Origin of the sequence: Rhodanobacter glycinis, assembly GCF_006438785.1 — a bacterium.
In the GTDB taxonomy this organism is placed as follows: Bacteria; Pseudomonadota; Gammaproteobacteria; order Xanthomonadales; family Rhodanobacteraceae; genus Rhodanobacter; species Rhodanobacter glycinis_A.
Genome location: NZ_RCZB01000001.1, coordinates 289,712 through 306,176, shown reverse-complemented (window position 1 = coordinate 306,176; position 16,465 = coordinate 289,712). Strand labels below are relative to the sequence as shown.

Below are 16,465 nucleotides of genomic sequence, written 5' to 3'. Positions count from 1 at the left end.
AAAACAAAGGGTCAGGCGCAAGCCTGACCCTTTGTTTTTTCCTGTGACATCGCTCTTGAGGGGACATCGGAGTGTCCGCCGGTCTACAGCTCCCGTACCACGCGAAAGCCCACCCTGCCGCTGCGCACGTCGCCGTTGGCGCCCTGGCGATAAGCCGAGTTGACCTGCTCCGGCGAGCTGCCCCAGGAGCCGCCACGCACGACGTGGGCGCGGCAACCGGGGTTGAGCCACGCACTGCCGTCATTCGGGGCACGGATGTAGCTGTCGTGCCAGCAATCCTGCGCCCATTCGGACACGTTGCCGTTGATGTCGTACAGGCCGAACGGGTTGGCCGCGAAACTCATCACCGGTGCCGGTCCCCAGTAGCCGTCGCGGTAATTGCGGAAGGCATGACTCCAGCGGCGGCCGCTGTGCGAGCGATCGCCCGAGCCGGTGAGGTTTTCCACCGGACTTTTGGGTGTGCCGTCACCCCACCAGTAGCGGCTGGTGGTGCCGCCGCGCAACGCGTATTCGAATTCGGCCTCGCTGGGCAGCCGGTAGGCCTTGCCGGTGCGCTGGCTGAGCCAGTCGGCGTACGCCTTGGCATCGTTCCACGAGATATTCACCACCGGCAGCTTGTCGTCGGCCTTGTGCCCGGCGTAGTCGTCCTGCCACGTCGCGGCCGAATCATCGCGCAACGCGCCGCTACGCTCGTCGTACACGCTGGAGCCGCCGAGTTTCACCGAATCGGGCACGTAGCCGCTGGCCCGCACGAACTCGCGGAACTCGCCGACCGTCACCGCGGTGCGCGCCATCGCGAAACCCTTGCTGATATTGACCGTGTGCTGCGGCAGTTCGGCGTCGATGTGGTCATCTTCGTCGGCTGACGCGCCCATCTGGAAACTGCCGGTAGGGATCACCAGCATCGCCGGCGTCTTGCCGGGCAAATCGATGTAGCGGTCGCTGAAGACCTGGCCGGGCTTGTAGCTGGCATACAGGCGCGCATTGGTCAGTTGCTCGTCGAAATCCGTCAGCCCCGCCAATGCGGGATCGATCGCCCGGGCCTGCATCACCAGTTTCCTGGCCAGCTCGATATTGCCCGCGTCCAGTGCCGAACGCGCCTGCGCCAGCACGCCGTTCGCGCGCTGCTCGCGCATGTCGTCGACACGCTTGTGCACGTCCAGCATCTGCTGTGAACCCGGACGGATGGTCTGTGCTTCGGCCAGCTCGCGGTCGGCACCGGCAAAATCGTTCTGCGCCACTGCCGCCAGTGCACGATCGAGTACCGCGCGCTGCACCTGAAAGATGCCCTGCTCTGCCACGGCATTCTGCGGGTCGAGCTGCTGTACTTCGCGGTACATATCCAGCGCACTCTCGCCACGCGGCTGATCCACCTTGCCCTGTTGCAACAGACCGGCGGCGCGGGCAAGCATCGGGCGCACCTTGACCAGGGTTTTCAGGCTGGCTTCCAGTTGTGCCACATCATCGGCCGCATCCGGCAACGTACGCAGCGCATCGATCAGGTCGGCCGCGGCATCGGCATCGCCAAGCGCAATGTCCTGGTCGATCTCCGCCACCAGCCGTGCCCGCACGTCGAACAGGCCCTGCGCGGCCAGCCGGCTGTCCGGCTTGTCCGTCAACGCCTGTGCAAACAACGCCGCGGCGCTGTTTGCGTCGCCGACCAGCTGACCGGCATGCAGCGCCTTGGACGCGCGCACCAGCAATGCCTGCACCGCGGGCGGGTCCGCGCTCAGCTGCTTGGGCAGGTTGGCGTTCCTGCTGCTGTGCGCGGCAATCACTTCCGCGGGCGCCAGGGCCAACGGCGGTCCGGCATTGAGTTCGTTGATCGCCGACACCCGCTCCGGCTGCAAGGCACTGGTGGGCACCGCGGCACCCATCGACATCGACCGGCGCGGCGTCTGGGTCGGGTCGACGTGGAACAACCGCGGAAAGAAGTGATATGTCAGCGCGAAACCCAGCACGATCACGCCCAGCGCTCCACCTAGAGTTCGCTGACGGCGCAGGGTTGCATTGCTCGGCATAGATGGGCGTCCTTGGTGCGGCCTGTTATCGTGCGCTGTCCACCATAGGCACAAACCGCCGACAGGGCAATCCGCGCTGGCGCCTTCCAAGGAGTACCGATGTCACTGCCCGAAACCGCTGCCGCCGAATGGATCGATCATCGCGATGCGCTGCAGGCATGGCTGGCCACGATACCCGCGGATGCGGCGGTCGGCCTGGATACCGAGTTCATGCGTCGCAACACGTTCTATCCGCAACTGGCGCTGCTGCAGCTGGGCTGGAATGGTCGTCACGCGCTGGTCGACCCGCTCGCGTTCGAGATCGCCGATGCACTGCAGCCGCTGCTGGGCGCAGGCCCCGCGGCTACCGTCATGCACAGCGCCAGCGAAGACCTGGAAACCCTTGCGCCGCTGTTGCCAGGTGGGCCGCACATCCTGTTCGATACCCAGATAGCCGCCGCTTTCGTCGGCATGGGCCTGGGCATCAGCTACCGCGCGCTGGTGGCCGAACTGACCGGGGTGGACCTGGACAAGGGTGAGACCCGCTCGGACTGGCTGCAGCGCCCGCTCACCACCTCGCAATGCAGCTATGCCGCGCTCGACGTGGTCTACCTCAAGACCATCCACGAGCAGCTCGGCAAACGTCTGCTGCAACGCGACCGCAGCGCCTGGCACGCCGAGGATTGCGAACGCCTGAAACGCCGCGCCAGTCATCGCGACGGCGATCCGCAACCGCAGCGCACGATGCGCGCCGCTGCCGAATGGCCCGCCGCGCAGCAAGCGCTGTTGCGTCGCTTGCTGCTGTGGCGCGATCGCAGCGCACGCCGCCTCGACGTACCGCGCCCATGGCTGCTCGACGACACCCTGGCGCTGAGCCTGGCGCAACAGCCGCCGGCCAGCCTCGGCGATCTCGAACAACGCAGCCGTGGCCAGCGCGCCCTGCGCTCGGTCCAACGCAACGAATTGTTCGAAGTGTTCGTGCCCGCGGTCAGCGCCGAGGAAATCACCGCCACCGCCCGCATTCCCGGCCATCCGCTGGGTGAAGCAAAGAAGTCACTCGGTGCGATGAAACAGCTGGTCGACAGTCTCGCCGGCGAACTCGACCTGCCGCCCGGCCTGCTGTGCCCGCGCAAGGCGCTGGAGGAATACGTGGTCACCGCCGAATGGCCCGAGTTCCTCGAAGGCTGGCGCCGCGACGTGCTGCACGACCGGCTCGTCACCCTGCTGCCCGACTGATCCCGACCAGGACCGAACGCAGGGCTTGGCGAAAACCGGCGCACGCTGCTAACATTTGCGGCTTCCGTGGGGCGGTAGCTCAGCTGGGAGAGCGCCACGTTCGCATCGTGGAGGTCGTGGGTTCGATCCCCATCCGCTCCACCACGGATTTTACGATTGACGGGAAGCCGGCCTTGCGCCGGCTTTTTCGTGCCTGCACCCATAAAAGGCACCGGCAACGTCAATGCGCGCTGCCTGCCCCGCACAGCTTCTCCATCAATTCAGTTTGCACGTCGCGAGCCGATTCGCCGCTTGGCACAGCCGGGCGCAGGTACTGGCCATCGGATTGCAGCAGCGAAGCGCTGGTGTTGTCGGTGAGATACAGCTCCAGCGCGTTGCGCACGCGCTGCTGCAGCTTCTTGCCTTCGATCGGGAACGCGGTTTCGACCCGACGGTCCAGGTTGCGCTCCATCAGGTCGGCGCTGGAGAGGTACAACTGCGGTTCGCCATCGTTGGCGAACCAGTAGGCGCGGCTGTGTTCGAGGAAGCGACCGATGATCGAGCGTACCTGGATGTTCTCCGAGACGCCTTCCACGCCAGGACGCAGGCAGCAGACACCACGCACGATCAGATCGATCTGCACACCGGCGATGCTGGCCTTGTACAGCGCGCGGATCACTTTCGGCTCGGTCAGCGCGTTGACCTTGAAGATGATCTGCGCCGGCTTGCCAGCCGCTGCATGCGTGGTTTCGCGCGCAATCAGCTCCAGCAGGGTCTTCTTCAGCGTAAACGGCGCATGCAGCAGTTTCTTCATGTGCAGCACCTTGCCCATGCCGGTGAGCTGGCTGAACAACTTGTGCACGTCCTCGCACAGCGCCTCGTCGGAGGTGAGCAGGCTGTAATCGGTGTACAGGCGCGCGTTGCCGGTGTGGTAGTTGCCGGTGCCCATATGGGCATAGCGCACCAGCTCGCTGCCTTCGCGACGCTGGATCAGCATCAGCTTGGCATGCGTCTTGATGCCGACCACGCCGTAGATCACCATCGCGCCGGCCTGCTGCAGGCGCGAGGCAAGCGTGAGGTTGGATTCCTCGTCGAAGCGCGCGCGCAGCTCGACCACCGCGGTCACTTCCTTGCCGGCGCGGGCGGCGTCGACCAGCGCATCCACAATTTCCGAATTCGCATTGGTGCGATACAGCGTCTGCTTGATCGCCAGCACCTGCGGATCCTTCGCCGCCTGGCGCAGCAGATCGACCACCGGCGAAAACGATTCGTACGGATGCAGCAACAACACGTCCTGCTTGCCGATCACCTGGAACAGGTCCTCGGCATGCTTGAGCGCCTTGGGCAGAACCGGCGTGAACGGCAGGTACTGCAGTTGCGGATAGCTCACGTTGTTGGCAATGCGGAACAACCGCGCCAGATTCACCGGGCCTTTCACCTCGTACAGCTCCGACTCGGTGAGCCCGAACTGTTTGAGCAGATAGTCGATCAGATCCTTCGGGCAGTTGTCGGCCACCTCCAGCCGCACCGCGTCACCGAAACGGCGCGAGTACAGCTCGCCGCGCAACGCCAGTGCCAGATCCTCGACGTCTTCCGGATCGAGTGTGAGATCGGCATTGCGGGTCAGCCGGAACTGGTAGCAACCGAGCACCTGCATGCCCGGGAACAATTCCTCGGCATGCGCGTGGATGATCGACGACAACAACACGTAGTTGTCGCCGCCCTCGCAGATTTCCAGCGGCATGCGGATCAGCCGCGGCAGCACGCGCGGCGCCGGCACGATCGCAAGGCCGGAGTCGCGCCCGAACGCATCGACGCCTTCCAGACGCACGATGAAGTTGAGGCTCTTGTTGACCAGCAGCGGGAATGGATGGGTCGGGTCGAGCCCGATCGGCGTCACCAGCGGCGCCACCTCCTCGCGAAAATAGCGGCGCACCCACAGCTTCTGCTTGTGCGTCCACTGCGTGCGGCGGACGATGCGGATGCCGTGCGCAACCAGCTCCGGCAGGATGCGTTCGTTGAGGATCGCGTACTGCCGTTCGATCTGCCGGTGTGCGATCTCGCTGATCTCGGCCAGCGCACGCTTCGGCGGGATGCCGTCCGGCCCGATCATCTCGTGGTCCAGCGCGATCTGGCCCTTCAGCCCGGCCACCCGGATCTCGAAGAATTCGTCCATGTTGCTGGAGAAGATCAGCAGGAACTTCAGCCGCTCCAGCAGCGGCGTGCGCTCGTCCAGCGCCTGGTCCAGCACGCGGATGTTGAACTGCAACTGCGACAACTCGCGGTGGATGTACAGCCGGTTGTCGGTGAGATCCACCACCGCTGCCGCCGGCAAGGCCTCGTTGGCGGCCGGCACGGAAGTATCGGTCGGCGAAGTCTCGCGAATCAGGCGGCTGTTCATCGGTACACCGGGTCCGGCAAAAGTGGGCTACGTGGTTCCGACATGGTACCGCGCTACCGGTGATGGCTCGGTCAGCACGCGCGAGCACCCGGGCAGCACGCAGTCTGCGACATTTTCCTGACCGGCAGATGACAACGGCCTGTAGGAGCGGCTTCAGCCGCGATGACTTTCAAGAGCATCGCGGCTGAAGCCGCGCCCACAAGAGAATGCTGCAGCCGGACAGCTGGCACATGCGGGCCACTGGCAATTTGTCATATCGTTGTCATCCCCGACGGCGCGTGGCGCCGTGCCACATTTCCCGGCCGAACGTTCCCCATGCAGACCCGCGTCGAAAGCGCCCCGCTGTCCCCCGCCGCCATTCCCGTATCGACCGATACCCCAGCCGGCACGCCCTCCAGCGAAGGCACTGCCTTCGGTGTGCTCGGCGGCATCAGCTTCGCGCACATGCTCAACGACATGATCCAGTCGCTGATCCTGGCGATCTATCCGATCCTGAAGGGCGACTTCCACCTCAGCTTTGCCCAGGTTGGCCTGATCACGCTGACCTACCAGCTCACCGCCTCGGTGCTGCAGCCGCTGGTCGGCATGCTGACCGACCGCCGACCGATGCCGTACTCGCTGCCTGTGGGCATGGGTTTCACCCTGACCGGCCTGCTGTTGCTGGCGGTGGCACCCACGTTTCCGGTGCTGTTGCTGGCAGCTGCCTTGGTCGGCACCGGGTCGGCGATCTTCCACCCGGAATCCTCGCGGGTGGCGCGGCTGGCTTCGGGCGGTCGGCACGGCTTGGCGCAGTCGCTGTTCCAGGTCGGCGGCAATACCGGCTCATCGCTGGGGCCGCTGCTTGCCGCATGGATCATCGTGCCGCACGGCCGTGGCAGCGTGGCGTGGTTCTCGCTGGCGGCGCTGCTGGCGATCGTGGTGCTGCTGCAGGTCGGGCGCTGGTATCGCCAGCATCACGTCAGCCGCAGCAAGTCGACCTCAAGCCATCTGGCACTCGTATCGCTGTCGCGCAACCAGATCATCGGCGCGCTGACGATCCTCGGCCTGCTGATCTTCTCCAAGTATTTCTACCTGGCCAGTCTCAGCAGCTATTACACCTTCTACCTGATCCACAAGTTCGGCGTGTCGGTGCAGAGCGCGCAGGTGCATCTGTTCGTGTTCCTGTTCGCCGTAGCCGCCGGCTCGCTGATCGGCGGCCCGATCGGCGACCGCATCGGACGCAAGTGGGTGATCTGGGTATCCATCCTCGGCGTGGCGCCGTTCACCCTGTTGCTGCCGCACGCGAACCTGATGTGGACCGGCGTGCTGACCGTGATCATCGGCTTGATTCTGGCGTCCGCGTTCTCGGCGATCCTGGTCTACGCGCAGGAGCTGATTCCCGGCCGCGTCGGCATGATCTCGGGGCTATTCTTCGGTTTCGCCTTCGGCATGGGTGGCATCGGCGCCGCCGTGCTCGGCGGGCTGGCCGACACGCATGGCATCGAGTATGTCTATCGGTTGTGTGCGTATCTGCCGCTGATGGGATTGATCACGGTGTTCTTGCCGAATCTCGAAAGGCGGAGTCACGCTTGATGTTGTTGTAGGAGCGCACCCTGTGCGCGATGCTCTTGCTCTTTGATTGATTGTTTGAAGCGAACAGCTTTCACCCTCCTGCGGAGGGCGAGGTACTTCTCTTTGTGCTTGCCCAAAAGAGAAGTACCCAAGAGAAAACGACACCCCGCTTACGCACCCTGCGGGCTTTCCTCCACCCGCGCGCCGCTTCAGAGGGGCCCCGGGTAGAGCAGAGCGCTCCAAGCGCACACTCTTCAGAAGAGTCAGATCAAAAGAAGTGGGGCCAGAGCAAAACAGCTGCAGAGCGATGCTTTGCTCCTGCTCTTGCTTGTGCGCTTTCAGCTCTTCACCGAGTGCGGGCCACGATGGCCCGCTGCTGCTCTACCGGGGCCCCTGTGCGGCGGTGAGTTGGGGACGACAAGGCCCGGAGGGGAATCGGCAGGGACGCCGATTCCTTTTCGTCAGGGCAGGAAGCCCTGTCAAAAAGCCCGGCCCCGGCTCGCGAACTTGCCGGGCATGGACGCCCGGCAAGCGCCAAGCGGGGTGGCCTTTCTCTTTGGTTACTCTCTCTTTGGCCACGCAAAGAGAAAGTGACTCGGTCGCCAACAGCGATCGAACGCTCTGCACTCAATCAACAAGAACGAGCAAGAGTTGTCGCGGCTAAAGCTGCTCCCACAGAAAAGCTCAGCGCGCGCCGATCACCACTGGTTCCGGCTCAAGCGTTACGCCGAACTTGTCGTGCACGCCCAACATCACCCGCTGCGCCAGTGCCCACAGTTGCGGCCCTGTAGCCTTGCCATGATTCACCAGCACCAGCGCATGCCGGTTGGAAATGCCGGCATCGCCTTCGCGGATACCCTTGAAACCAGCGGCCTCGATCATCCATGCAGCAGACAGCTTGCAGCGTCCGTCAGGCTGCGGCCATGTCGCAAGGCCAGGATGCTCACGCTTGAGCGCATCAACCAGCGCAGCGTCCACGATCGGATTCTTGAAAAAGCTGCCGGCGTTGCCGATCACCGACGGGTCGGGCAGCTTGCGCGTGCGCAGATGCACCACCGCCTCGGCGACGTGAAACGGCGCGGGCTTGTCCACGCCCATCCGCACCAGCTCCTCGTCGATGCCGGCGTAGTCGGTGCGCAGCGGACGGCTGCGCGGCAGCAGGAAACGCACGGCGGTGACGATGTAGCGGCCGGGCTCGTGCTTGAACAGCGAGTCGCGATAGGCGAACGCGCAGGTGGCGTGATCGAGCGTCACCACCCGTCGCTCGCGAGTGTCCCACGCCTCCACGCTCTCGACGAACTCGGCCACCTCGCAGCCGTAGGCGCCGATATTCTGGATCGGTGCGGCGCCGATGGTGCCGGGTATCAGGATCAGGTTTTCCAGGCCGGCGTATCCGTGGCCAAGCGTCCAGCGCACGAAATCGTCCCAGCACTCGCCGGCAGCCACTGCGATGCGCGCGCTGTCGCCATCGCTTTCCACCTGCACGCCACGGGTTTCCATCACCAGCACGGTGCCGTCGAAATCGTCGGTGAACAGCACGTTGCTGCCCTCACCCAGCACGAGCAGACGGCCGTTGCGGATGGCCGGAAAGTCGAGCAGTTCGGGCAGCTTGGTGGCGTCGCGAATTTCGGCGAGCAACGTCGCGCGAGCATTCACGCGCAACGTGTTGCGCGTGGCCAGCGAGGCATTCTCGGTGAGCATGTAGCCGCCCATGTCTATACGCTCCGCTGGCATGTCTATCCGTTCAGGCGGCATCGGCGGCCTCGCGCTGGCGGCGTATTTCGTTGACACACTCACCGACCAGAAGCGGGCCGCGATAGATCAACCCCGTGTAGACCTGCACCAGCGACGCACCGGCGTCGAGCTTCTCTGCCGCATCGCTGCCGTCGAGAATACCGCCCACGCCAATCAGCGGAATACGTCCCTGCAGGCGCTGGTGCATGCCGGCCAGCACCGCGGTGGATCGCTCGAACAGCGGCTTGCCGGACAAGCCGCCTGTTTCGCCCCCATGCGGATCGTCAGCCACCGACGCATGGTCGATCGTGGTGTTGCTGCAGATCACGCCGTCGATGCCGGTGCGCAGCAGCACCTCGGCGATCGAATCCAGTTCGGCTTCGCTCAGGTCCGGCGCGATCTTCAGCAGCATCGGTTTGCGCCGGCCATGCTGCGAGCCGAGCCGCTCCTGCGCCTCACGCAGGATCGCGATGAAGCGGCGCAGCGTGGCCTCCTGCTGCAGGTCGCGCAGGCCCTGGGTATTGGGCGAGGAAATATTCACCGTGATGTAGCTGGCGTGTTCATAGACGCGCGTGAGGCAGATCAAATAATCGTTGACCGCCTTCTCGTTTGGCGTGTCCTTGTTCTTGCCGATGTTGATGCCGAGTACACCGTGATAGCCGGATCGCTGCACGTTGCGCACCAGCGCATCCACACCGCCGTTGTTGAAACCGAGGCGGTTGATGATCGCCTCATGCTGCGGCAGCCGGAACATGCGCGGCTTGTCGTTGCCAGGCTGCGGCAGCGGAGTCACCGTGCCGACCTCAATGAAACCGAAGCCGAGCGCGTTCAGCGCATCGAGGTGTTCGGCATTCTTGTCGAGCCCCGCGGCAAGGCCCACCGGATTCGGAAACGTGATGCCGAACACCGTGGTCGGCAGATCCGCCGGTGGCGTGGCGATCCACTGCGCGAAATTGCTGCGCTGGGCTACGCCGAGCCCATACAGGGTCAGTCGATGCGCGGTCTCGGGATCAAGCTTGAACAGCAGCGGGCGCAGGAGATCGTACATGGCTCAGGCCAGTTGGCCCGCGAAAATGCGGGTGTCGTAATCGAAGCTTATCCTGCCGTCCACGGCGCAGGCGTCGAAGAGTTCTCGCAGGGCACGCAGCATCGGCTCGTGCTGCGGATGGCCCGCTTGCGGCGCATACGACGAGGACATCAGGCGCCCGCGCAGCGCGTCGAAATCCAGTCGCTGGGCATGTTCGAAACGGGCGCTGCCGCGGAGCCCGGTGCCGAACCAGTCGCGCATCCGTGCATCGTCGGCGTAGCGCTCGGCTACGCTGGTGTAGTCGGTGCCGAACGTCTGCAGCAACGCTTCGTACCCTTCGAGGAAGCGCGTGCCGGTCAATCGGCGCGAGTTCCACCAGATCGCCACCAGCCCGCGCGGCCGCAGGATGCGCGCGAATTCGCGCCGCGTGGTTTCTTCGTCGAACCAGTGGAACGCCTGCGCCACGGTGACCAGGTCCATGCTGGCATCGGGCAATCCGGTGATATCGGCCCTGCCATCGACCGCATCGAAATTTTTGTACGCCTGCAACCAGCGCTCGGCGGCGACACGCATCGGCGCATTCGGCTCCACCGCGGTCACGCGATAGCCGGCATCGAGAAACATCTTCGACGAGATGCCGGTGCCGGCACCGACATCCGCAATCCGCCAATCCACATCGACACCCTGCTCGCGCTGCAGCCAGTCGAGCAGCGCCGGCGGATAGTCCGGGCGGTAGCGCACGTAGTCGTCGACGCGGTCGCTGAAGCGTGCGGTGGAATGCAGCCCTTTCATGTCGTTGTCCTCACGGAACGCGTCAACCATTGAGCATCTGGCCGCCATCGACCACCAGGGTTTGTCCGGTGATCCAGCCCGCGAACGGCGAGGCGAGAAACAGCGCGGCGTGCGCGATTTCTTCCGGCTTGCCGAAACGGCCGAACGGGATCTTCGCCAGCGTCGCCTCGTAAAGCTCCGGCTGTTCGAGCTTGCGGCGTTCCCACAGGCCGTCGGCAAACGCGATCGAACCCGGTGCGATCGCGTTGACGCGGATGCGGTGTTCGGCCAGCGCCAGCGCCTGCGAGGTAGCGTACTGACTCAGCGCCGCCTTCACCGCTGCATACGGCGCACCGCTGGCACGCGGGCGGAATGCGGCAATCGAGCTGGTGTGCAGGATGCACGACTGCGGCGACGCCTTGAGATATGGCAGGGCCGCCCGCGACGCGCGCACGGCCGCCATCAGATCCACGTTGAAGCCGGCGATCCAGCCCTCGTCGCTCTCGTCGAAACCGTAGCCGCTGGCGTTGTTGACCAGCACGTCGATGCCGCCGAGCGTGGCGGCGGCATTCGCAATATAGGCTTCGATGGCGTTGGCGTCGGCCAGATCGCAACTCTGCGCATGCGCCATCGCGCCGTGAGCGGCCAGTGCCTGGCGAGTTTCCTCCAGCGCTGCAGCGCCGCGTGCGCAGATCGACACGTCCGCGCCAGCCTCGGCGAAGCCCAGCGCGATGCTGCGGCCGATGCCGCGGCTGCCGCCTGCGACGACGACGCGATATCCGGTGAAGTCAAAAGGCACGCGGGGCATCAATGCCAGTTCGAGAAGGCGAAACCGAAAATCAATGCAGCGATGACCAGGAACAGCGCCAGCACGCAAAACACCAGCTGCACGTAGCCGAGAACCAGCCCGGTCACGGCCATCCCGTCGCCCTCGGTGCGGGTATCGACCGGGCTGCGGCGGATTTCACTGCGCGCCAGATGGCCGCAGATGATCGCCACGATCGCGCCCACGAACGGCAGCACGCACCAGGCCAGGATGCCGAAAACCAGGCTCACCACCGCCAACGAACTGGTACTGGTGCCCGGTCGATAGGAAGGTTGATAGCTCATCGGGTCGCTCACTCGGGTAAAGAGATGGAACAGCGCCGTCGTGCATCGTCACCGGTCACGGGCGGCAAACCGCCCTTGGCCGGCTTCAGCGATTACACCGTGAACTTGATGCCCTGCGCCAGCGGTAGCGCATCGGAGTAATTGATCGTGTTGGTCTGGCGACGCATGTACACCTTCCACGCATCGGAGCCGGACTCGCGCCCGCCGCCGGTTTCCTTCTCGCCGCCGAACGCACCGCCGATCTCCGCACCCGAGGTACCGATGTTGACGTTGGCGATACCGCAATCGGAACCGGCCGCCGACAGGAACTGCTCGGCACCACGCAGATTGTTGGTGAAGATCGACGAGGACAGGCCTTGCGGCACGTCGTTCTGCATGTCGATCGCTTCGTCCAGCGTCTTGAACGGCATCACGTAGAGGATCGGCGCAAACGTCTCGGTCTGCACGACGTCATGCGAATTGGCGATGCCGGTGACGATGGTCGGCAGCACGAAGTTGCCCTTGCGATCGGTCAGCGCCGCGCCGCCGGTGGCGATGGTGCCGCCGGCCGCCTTGGCCTTCTCGATCGCGGTCAGGTAACCCTGCACCGCTTCGGAACTGTTGAGCGGTCCCATCAGCGTGGTCGACAGGTTCGGATCGCCGATCTTGCCCTCGACCTGCTTGTACGCCTTGACCAGCGTCTCCAGCACATTGCCGTAGATCGATTCGTGCACGAACAGTCGGCGCGTGGTGGTGCAGCGCTGGCCGGCGGTGCCCACCGCACCAAACACGATGCCCGGGATCGCCAGCTTCAGGTCGGCGCTTTCATCGAGGATGATCGCGTTGTTGCCACCCAGCTCCAGCAGCGAACGACCCATGCGCTGCGCCACGCGTTCGCCGACCATGCGGCCGACCTTGGTCGAGCCGGTGAAGCTGATCAGCGGGATGCGCTTGTCGTCGACGAACGCCTGCGACAAATCGGTGCCGGCATCGTTGAACAGGAAGAACAGATCCGGGAAACCGCCGGCCTTCAGCGCATCGTTGCAGATGCGGATGGTGGCGACTGCCGACAGCGGGGTCTTCGGCGACGGTTTCCAGATGCAGATGTCGCCGGCGATGGTGGCCAACATGGCATTCCACGCCCACACCGCGACCGGGAAGTTGAACGCGCTGATGATGCCGACCAGGCCCAGCGGATGGTATTGATCGTACATGCGGTGACCCGGACGCTCCGAGTGCATGGTGGCGCCGTACATCATGCGGCTCTGGCCCACCGCGAAGTCGGCGATGTCGATCATCTCCTGCACTTCGCCGTCACCCTCGGGCTTGATCTTGCCCATCTCCAGCGCAACCAGCGAACCCAGCGCGTCCTTGTGCTTGCGCAGCGCTTCGCCGCACAGGCGCACCGCTTCGCCACGCGCCGGTGCCGGCGTGGTGCGCCATACCTTGAAGGCCGCCTGCGCGCGCTTGACGATCATTTCGTAATCGGCGGTGCTGGACGCATGCACGGTGCCGAGTACGTCGCCGGTGGCCGGATTCACTGGCTGCAGCGCGCCGGCGTCGGTGGTCTTCGACCACTCGCCCTGGCCGAGATACGTGCCCGACTGGTCACCGTGAAGGCCTAGCGCGCTGAGGATTGCATGGGACATGGGTGTCTCCTGGACTTGCGGCGCCAGCCGGCACCGTGATGGAAGGTGGGAAAACGTTCATTCTAGCAGGCCACCCGAACCTGCCTGTTCGAAGCCGGCCGGATCGCGTCGCCGCGGGATCCATGCGAAAATCCCGCTGCTGCCCTCGTAGCTCAGTTGGATAGAGCGGCCCCCTCCTAAGGGATATAGGCTGGCAAGAATGGCTCTATATCAAGGGGTTTGCAGACGCAAAAGTGCACGAAATGACCCTGTTTTGCACAGTCAATGGCACAGTTGGCACAGTAGATTCGACAGGCATGCCCATCAAGCCAACGATGCTAGAATTTTCATGGATATTTAAGGAGAAATTCCGATGCAGGAAATCAACCGTCGTTACCCAAACTTCGACCTCATGCGCCTACTGCTCGCCGCCGAAGTGGTCTTTGTCCATGCCGCCTATTACATCAACAATGCCTTCGCATGGGCCGGCTTCATCATGGCTGTTCCGGCGTTCCTTGCGATCAGCGGGTTCCTTGTCCTCAAGAGCTACGAAGAGTCCGGATCGTGGTCATTCTTCCTCAAGAAGCGCGGACTACGCCTGTTGCCCGCCCTCGCAGTATCCATGGTGCTGTGCTTTTTGCTGTTTGATGCCTTCGCCGTCAAGAACTCGCTTCTGAACTATCTCTCCGGTGGCATCTATACGCTTGAGGGCGCGGCCAATGCTCCGCTGTGGTCGTTGGCGTGGGAAGAACTTGCCTATTTCTGCCTAGCCCTGTTGTGGATGGCTGGCGCCTACCGGAACCGCATCTCCATCTGGCTTCTGCTTCTTGCATCCATGATCGTTGTGCATGGCGGTCGTCATCTACCGGGACATGTGCAGATCATCTTGTTTCTGGGTCCGGCGTTCTTCATCGGAAACCTGATGTATCTCTATCGCGATGTGCTGCTTAGAGTGCACCCCGTAATCCCATGGGTGCTATTCCTTGCCGTATGTTTCAATGCGTACATTCCGGGCGTGCACGGAATTGTCGATATTTACCCGCTTGTATTCCAATCATTCTCTATCGTTTGGGTAGGGATGGCTGGTTTCAGGGCGATCCCTTTCAAGTTTCCCGATATAAGCTATGGCCTCTATATCTACCACTTCCCGCTGGTGCTGTTCATCGTTAGGCATAACCTTGCCACAACTTATGTGGGCATGGCGACTTACCTCATCCCGCCGCTTGTCATGATCTGTGTTGCTAGCTGGTATCTCATCGAGAAACCGGCGCTAAGATTAAAGAACGTCCCACTTCGCCCTTATGCGAGGCGTGTTCTTGCGGTGATTAATTGATAGCCTCAACCGCAAGCCATGTCGCCGCCCCAGCAGTGAGATTCAGTGCGCCGCCGCTGTTCTGGTACGCCTGAACGCTGAAGGTATCGCCAGCAACAACGGATATAGCCGTGGATGATCCTGTCAGCGTTGTATCGCCACCTGAAGAGGCATTCATTTGTGCGGTGGGAACGCCATACGGCGTGGAGCCGTTCTTCATGACAAATAGCTGCCTAACGCCCGTAGCATTGGCCGCGAAGTCAAGTGATACCGAAACCCGTACTTTGTTGACGCCGCGAGGGACGACGATGGCATTTGACGCCAGGGTCGCGCCTAGATCGTTGGTGTTGAATGCTGCATTCCACACCTGCAAGGTCATGGTGTTATTGGTCAACGATTGTGAGGACGACATGTAGGTTATGGCTCGTCGCCCAGACACGGTCGCGTTAGCCACTTCAACGGTTCCCGTCACTGAGTCCGCCGCAGTGCAGCCAGCGTCGTTGAACATGTCCTTGTGGCAGGTTACCTGACCCGATGACCCCGCCAGAATCAGCGCGCGATCCGAGACAGTGCCGCCGTAGGCATTACCCCCAAGGATTTTGAAGTCAATCGGGCGGCTGTTACTGGTCGCAGCGGTGATGAAGCTCGCGTACGTTCCCGCAGACGCGGCGCTGTTGCTCAGGCCATAGCACCCGGAGAACACTACTCCGTGAATATCCTGTGCCTGCGTGGGGAGGCCCACGGCAGATGCGTCACTCGTGGTTAGCTGGAAAGCATCCTTTTGGTTTGACTCGGCGCCGCAAGCGGTGAACTGCACGCTCTGCATATTGGACATGGCCCAGCCTTGCTGACCATTGCTGTCCGCACCGCACGCGGAAAACTCCGAGTAGATGATGGCGTTGAGAGACCAGCCTGCCCCGGTGTTGGTTTGTGCATCGCATCGCGATACGTGCAGCGAGGTGGAAAATCCTTTGAAGTTGAATCCTACGCCGCCCGAATTCCTTGACAGGCAATCGCGGATGGTTCCGAGGTACGCATTGACCAGCACCAGGCCGTCACGTCCCGAACTCTGCACGATCACGTTATCTACGAGGAACAGGTTGCAGTAGTTTGACCCTGAGTTTCCGAGGCCGATGACTAGACCATCGCGCGGCGCGCTGGCAATGGACAGGTTTTTGACAATGAAGTGCGTGCCGAGGTTGAACGTAAGGCCGTCCGTACCTGCGGGACAGCCGCTGAAATCAAGTATGGTGCTGGCGGGGCTATCACCCTCAAGGATGATGTTGTGGACTAGGCCCGCCGCGTAAGACGAAAAGGCCCATGTCGTGTTGAATTTGTAGGTGCCCGCACCGAGCCGGATACGACGGCCTCGGCCATTCACGTTTGTCTGAATGTCCGCCAGCATGATCGCCAGCTTGGCGGAATTGTCCGTTGCACCCGTATTGTCGAACCCATAGTCCCGCGCGGGTACAATGATATCGGCGTTAACCATCGCCGCAAGAGTGGATGCGACTGTACTAGGCAGATCAGTGCGTTTAATACCGACAAGGGACGCGCCCTTCCCCGGTGCGGTACTGGCAAGGTCGGCCAAATCACCGCCGCCTGCGATCTAGTCCCAAATCAGGTTATTGAATCCGTCATAGACCATCTGGCGGATATAGGTGCCACCAGCAATCCATATGGAGCAACGGCCTGCCGCATCAAGGGTTATCGGATTGCTATTAAGAATAGACAGGC

General features: G+C 63.1%; 12 protein-coding genes and 1 tRNA gene. 4 read left to right on the top strand and 9 right to left on the bottom strand.

Features of this window, described 5'->3' with window-relative positions; genetic code table 11:
- Positions 1-83: 83 nt before the first annotated feature.
- Complete coding sequence (locus EAH75_RS01570; protein WP_140803890.1) at positions 84-2,021, bottom strand: formylglycine-generating enzyme family protein; 1,938 nt, start codon at positions 2,019-2,021, stop codon at positions 84-86.
- A gap of 99 nt (positions 2,022-2,120) precedes the next feature.
- Here EAH75_RS01570 and rnd point away from each other — a divergent pair, with 99 nt between their 5' ends.
- Together rnd and EAH75_RS01560 are read left to right on the top strand one after the other, a co-directional pair.
- A complete protein-coding gene (rnd, locus tag EAH75_RS01565; RefSeq protein WP_140803888.1) occupies positions 2,121-3,236 on the top strand; it encodes a ribonuclease D in 1,116 nt (371 codons plus the stop codon).
- 68 nt (positions 3,237-3,304) lie between these two features.
- Positions 3,305-3,380 (top strand) — tRNA-Ala (locus tag EAH75_RS01560).
- Positions 3,381-3,456: 76 nt separating this feature from the next.
- On the opposite strand, the gene ppk1 is transcribed toward EAH75_RS01560, so the two are convergent.
- Entirely contained in the window at positions 3,457-5,616 is a 2,160-nt protein-coding gene (gene ppk1, locus EAH75_RS01555) for a polyphosphate kinase 1 (protein ID WP_140803886.1), read from the bottom strand.
- A gap of 315 nt (positions 5,617-5,931) precedes the next feature.
- On the opposite strand from ppk1, the gene EAH75_RS01550 reads away from it, so the two are divergent.
- Positions 5,932-7,188 (top strand): MFS transporter, encoded by a 1,257-nt coding sequence (locus EAH75_RS01550; protein WP_140652789.1) that lies wholly within the window; start codon positions 5,932-5,934, stop codon positions 7,186-7,188.
- A gap of 663 nt (positions 7,189-7,851) precedes the next feature.
- Here the strand turns inward: EAH75_RS01550 and murB are convergent.
- The 6 genes from murB to amaB all read right to left on the bottom strand — a co-directional run bounded on the left by murB (position 7,852) and on the right by amaB (position 13,437).
- Positions 7,852-8,880 (bottom strand): UDP-N-acetylmuramate dehydrogenase, encoded by a 1,029-nt coding sequence (gene murB, locus EAH75_RS01545; protein WP_140804977.1) that lies wholly within the window; start codon positions 8,878-8,880, stop codon positions 7,852-7,854.
- Positions 8,881-8,911: 31 nt separating this feature from the next.
- On the bottom strand, positions 8,912-9,949 hold the full coding sequence (locus tag EAH75_RS01540; protein WP_140652787.1) for a quinone-dependent dihydroorotate dehydrogenase: 1,038 nt from the start codon (positions 9,947-9,949) through the stop codon (positions 8,912-8,914).
- A gap of 3 nt (positions 9,950-9,952) precedes the next feature.
- A complete protein-coding gene (locus tag EAH75_RS01535) occupies positions 9,953-10,720 on the bottom strand; it encodes a class I SAM-dependent methyltransferase (protein WP_140652785.1) in 768 nt (255 codons plus the stop codon).
- A gap of 22 nt (positions 10,721-10,742) precedes the next feature.
- Positions 10,743-11,507: an SDR family NAD(P)-dependent oxidoreductase gene (locus EAH75_RS01530; protein WP_140652782.1), complete on the bottom strand. Its 765-nt coding sequence runs from the start codon at positions 11,505-11,507 to the stop codon at positions 10,743-10,745.
- A complete protein-coding gene (locus EAH75_RS01525) occupies positions 11,507-11,809 on the bottom strand; it encodes a DUF4190 domain-containing protein (RefSeq protein ID WP_140652780.1) in 303 nt (100 codons plus the stop codon). Before EAH75_RS01525 ends, EAH75_RS01530 begins: the two co-directional genes overlap by 1 nt.
- A 92-nt stretch (positions 11,810-11,901) precedes the next feature.
- Entirely contained in the window at positions 11,902-13,437 is a 1,536-nt protein-coding gene (gene amaB / locus EAH75_RS01520) for an L-piperidine-6-carboxylate dehydrogenase (protein WP_140652778.1), read from the bottom strand.
- 352 nt (positions 13,438-13,789) lie between these two features.
- On the opposite strand from amaB, the gene EAH75_RS01515 reads away from it, so the two are divergent.
- Positions 13,790-14,749, top strand: coding sequence for an acyltransferase family protein (locus EAH75_RS01515; RefSeq protein WP_140803884.1), 960 nt, complete (start codon positions 13,790-13,792; stop codon positions 14,747-14,749).
- On the opposite strand, the gene EAH75_RS01510 is transcribed toward EAH75_RS01515, so the two are convergent.
- Positions 14,742-16,319, bottom strand: coding sequence for a right-handed parallel beta-helix repeat-containing protein (locus EAH75_RS01510; RefSeq protein ID WP_140803882.1), 1,578 nt, complete (start codon positions 16,317-16,319; stop codon positions 14,742-14,744). The genes EAH75_RS01515 and EAH75_RS01510 overlap by 8 nt on opposite strands.
- Positions 16,320-16,465: the final 146 nt, after the last annotated feature.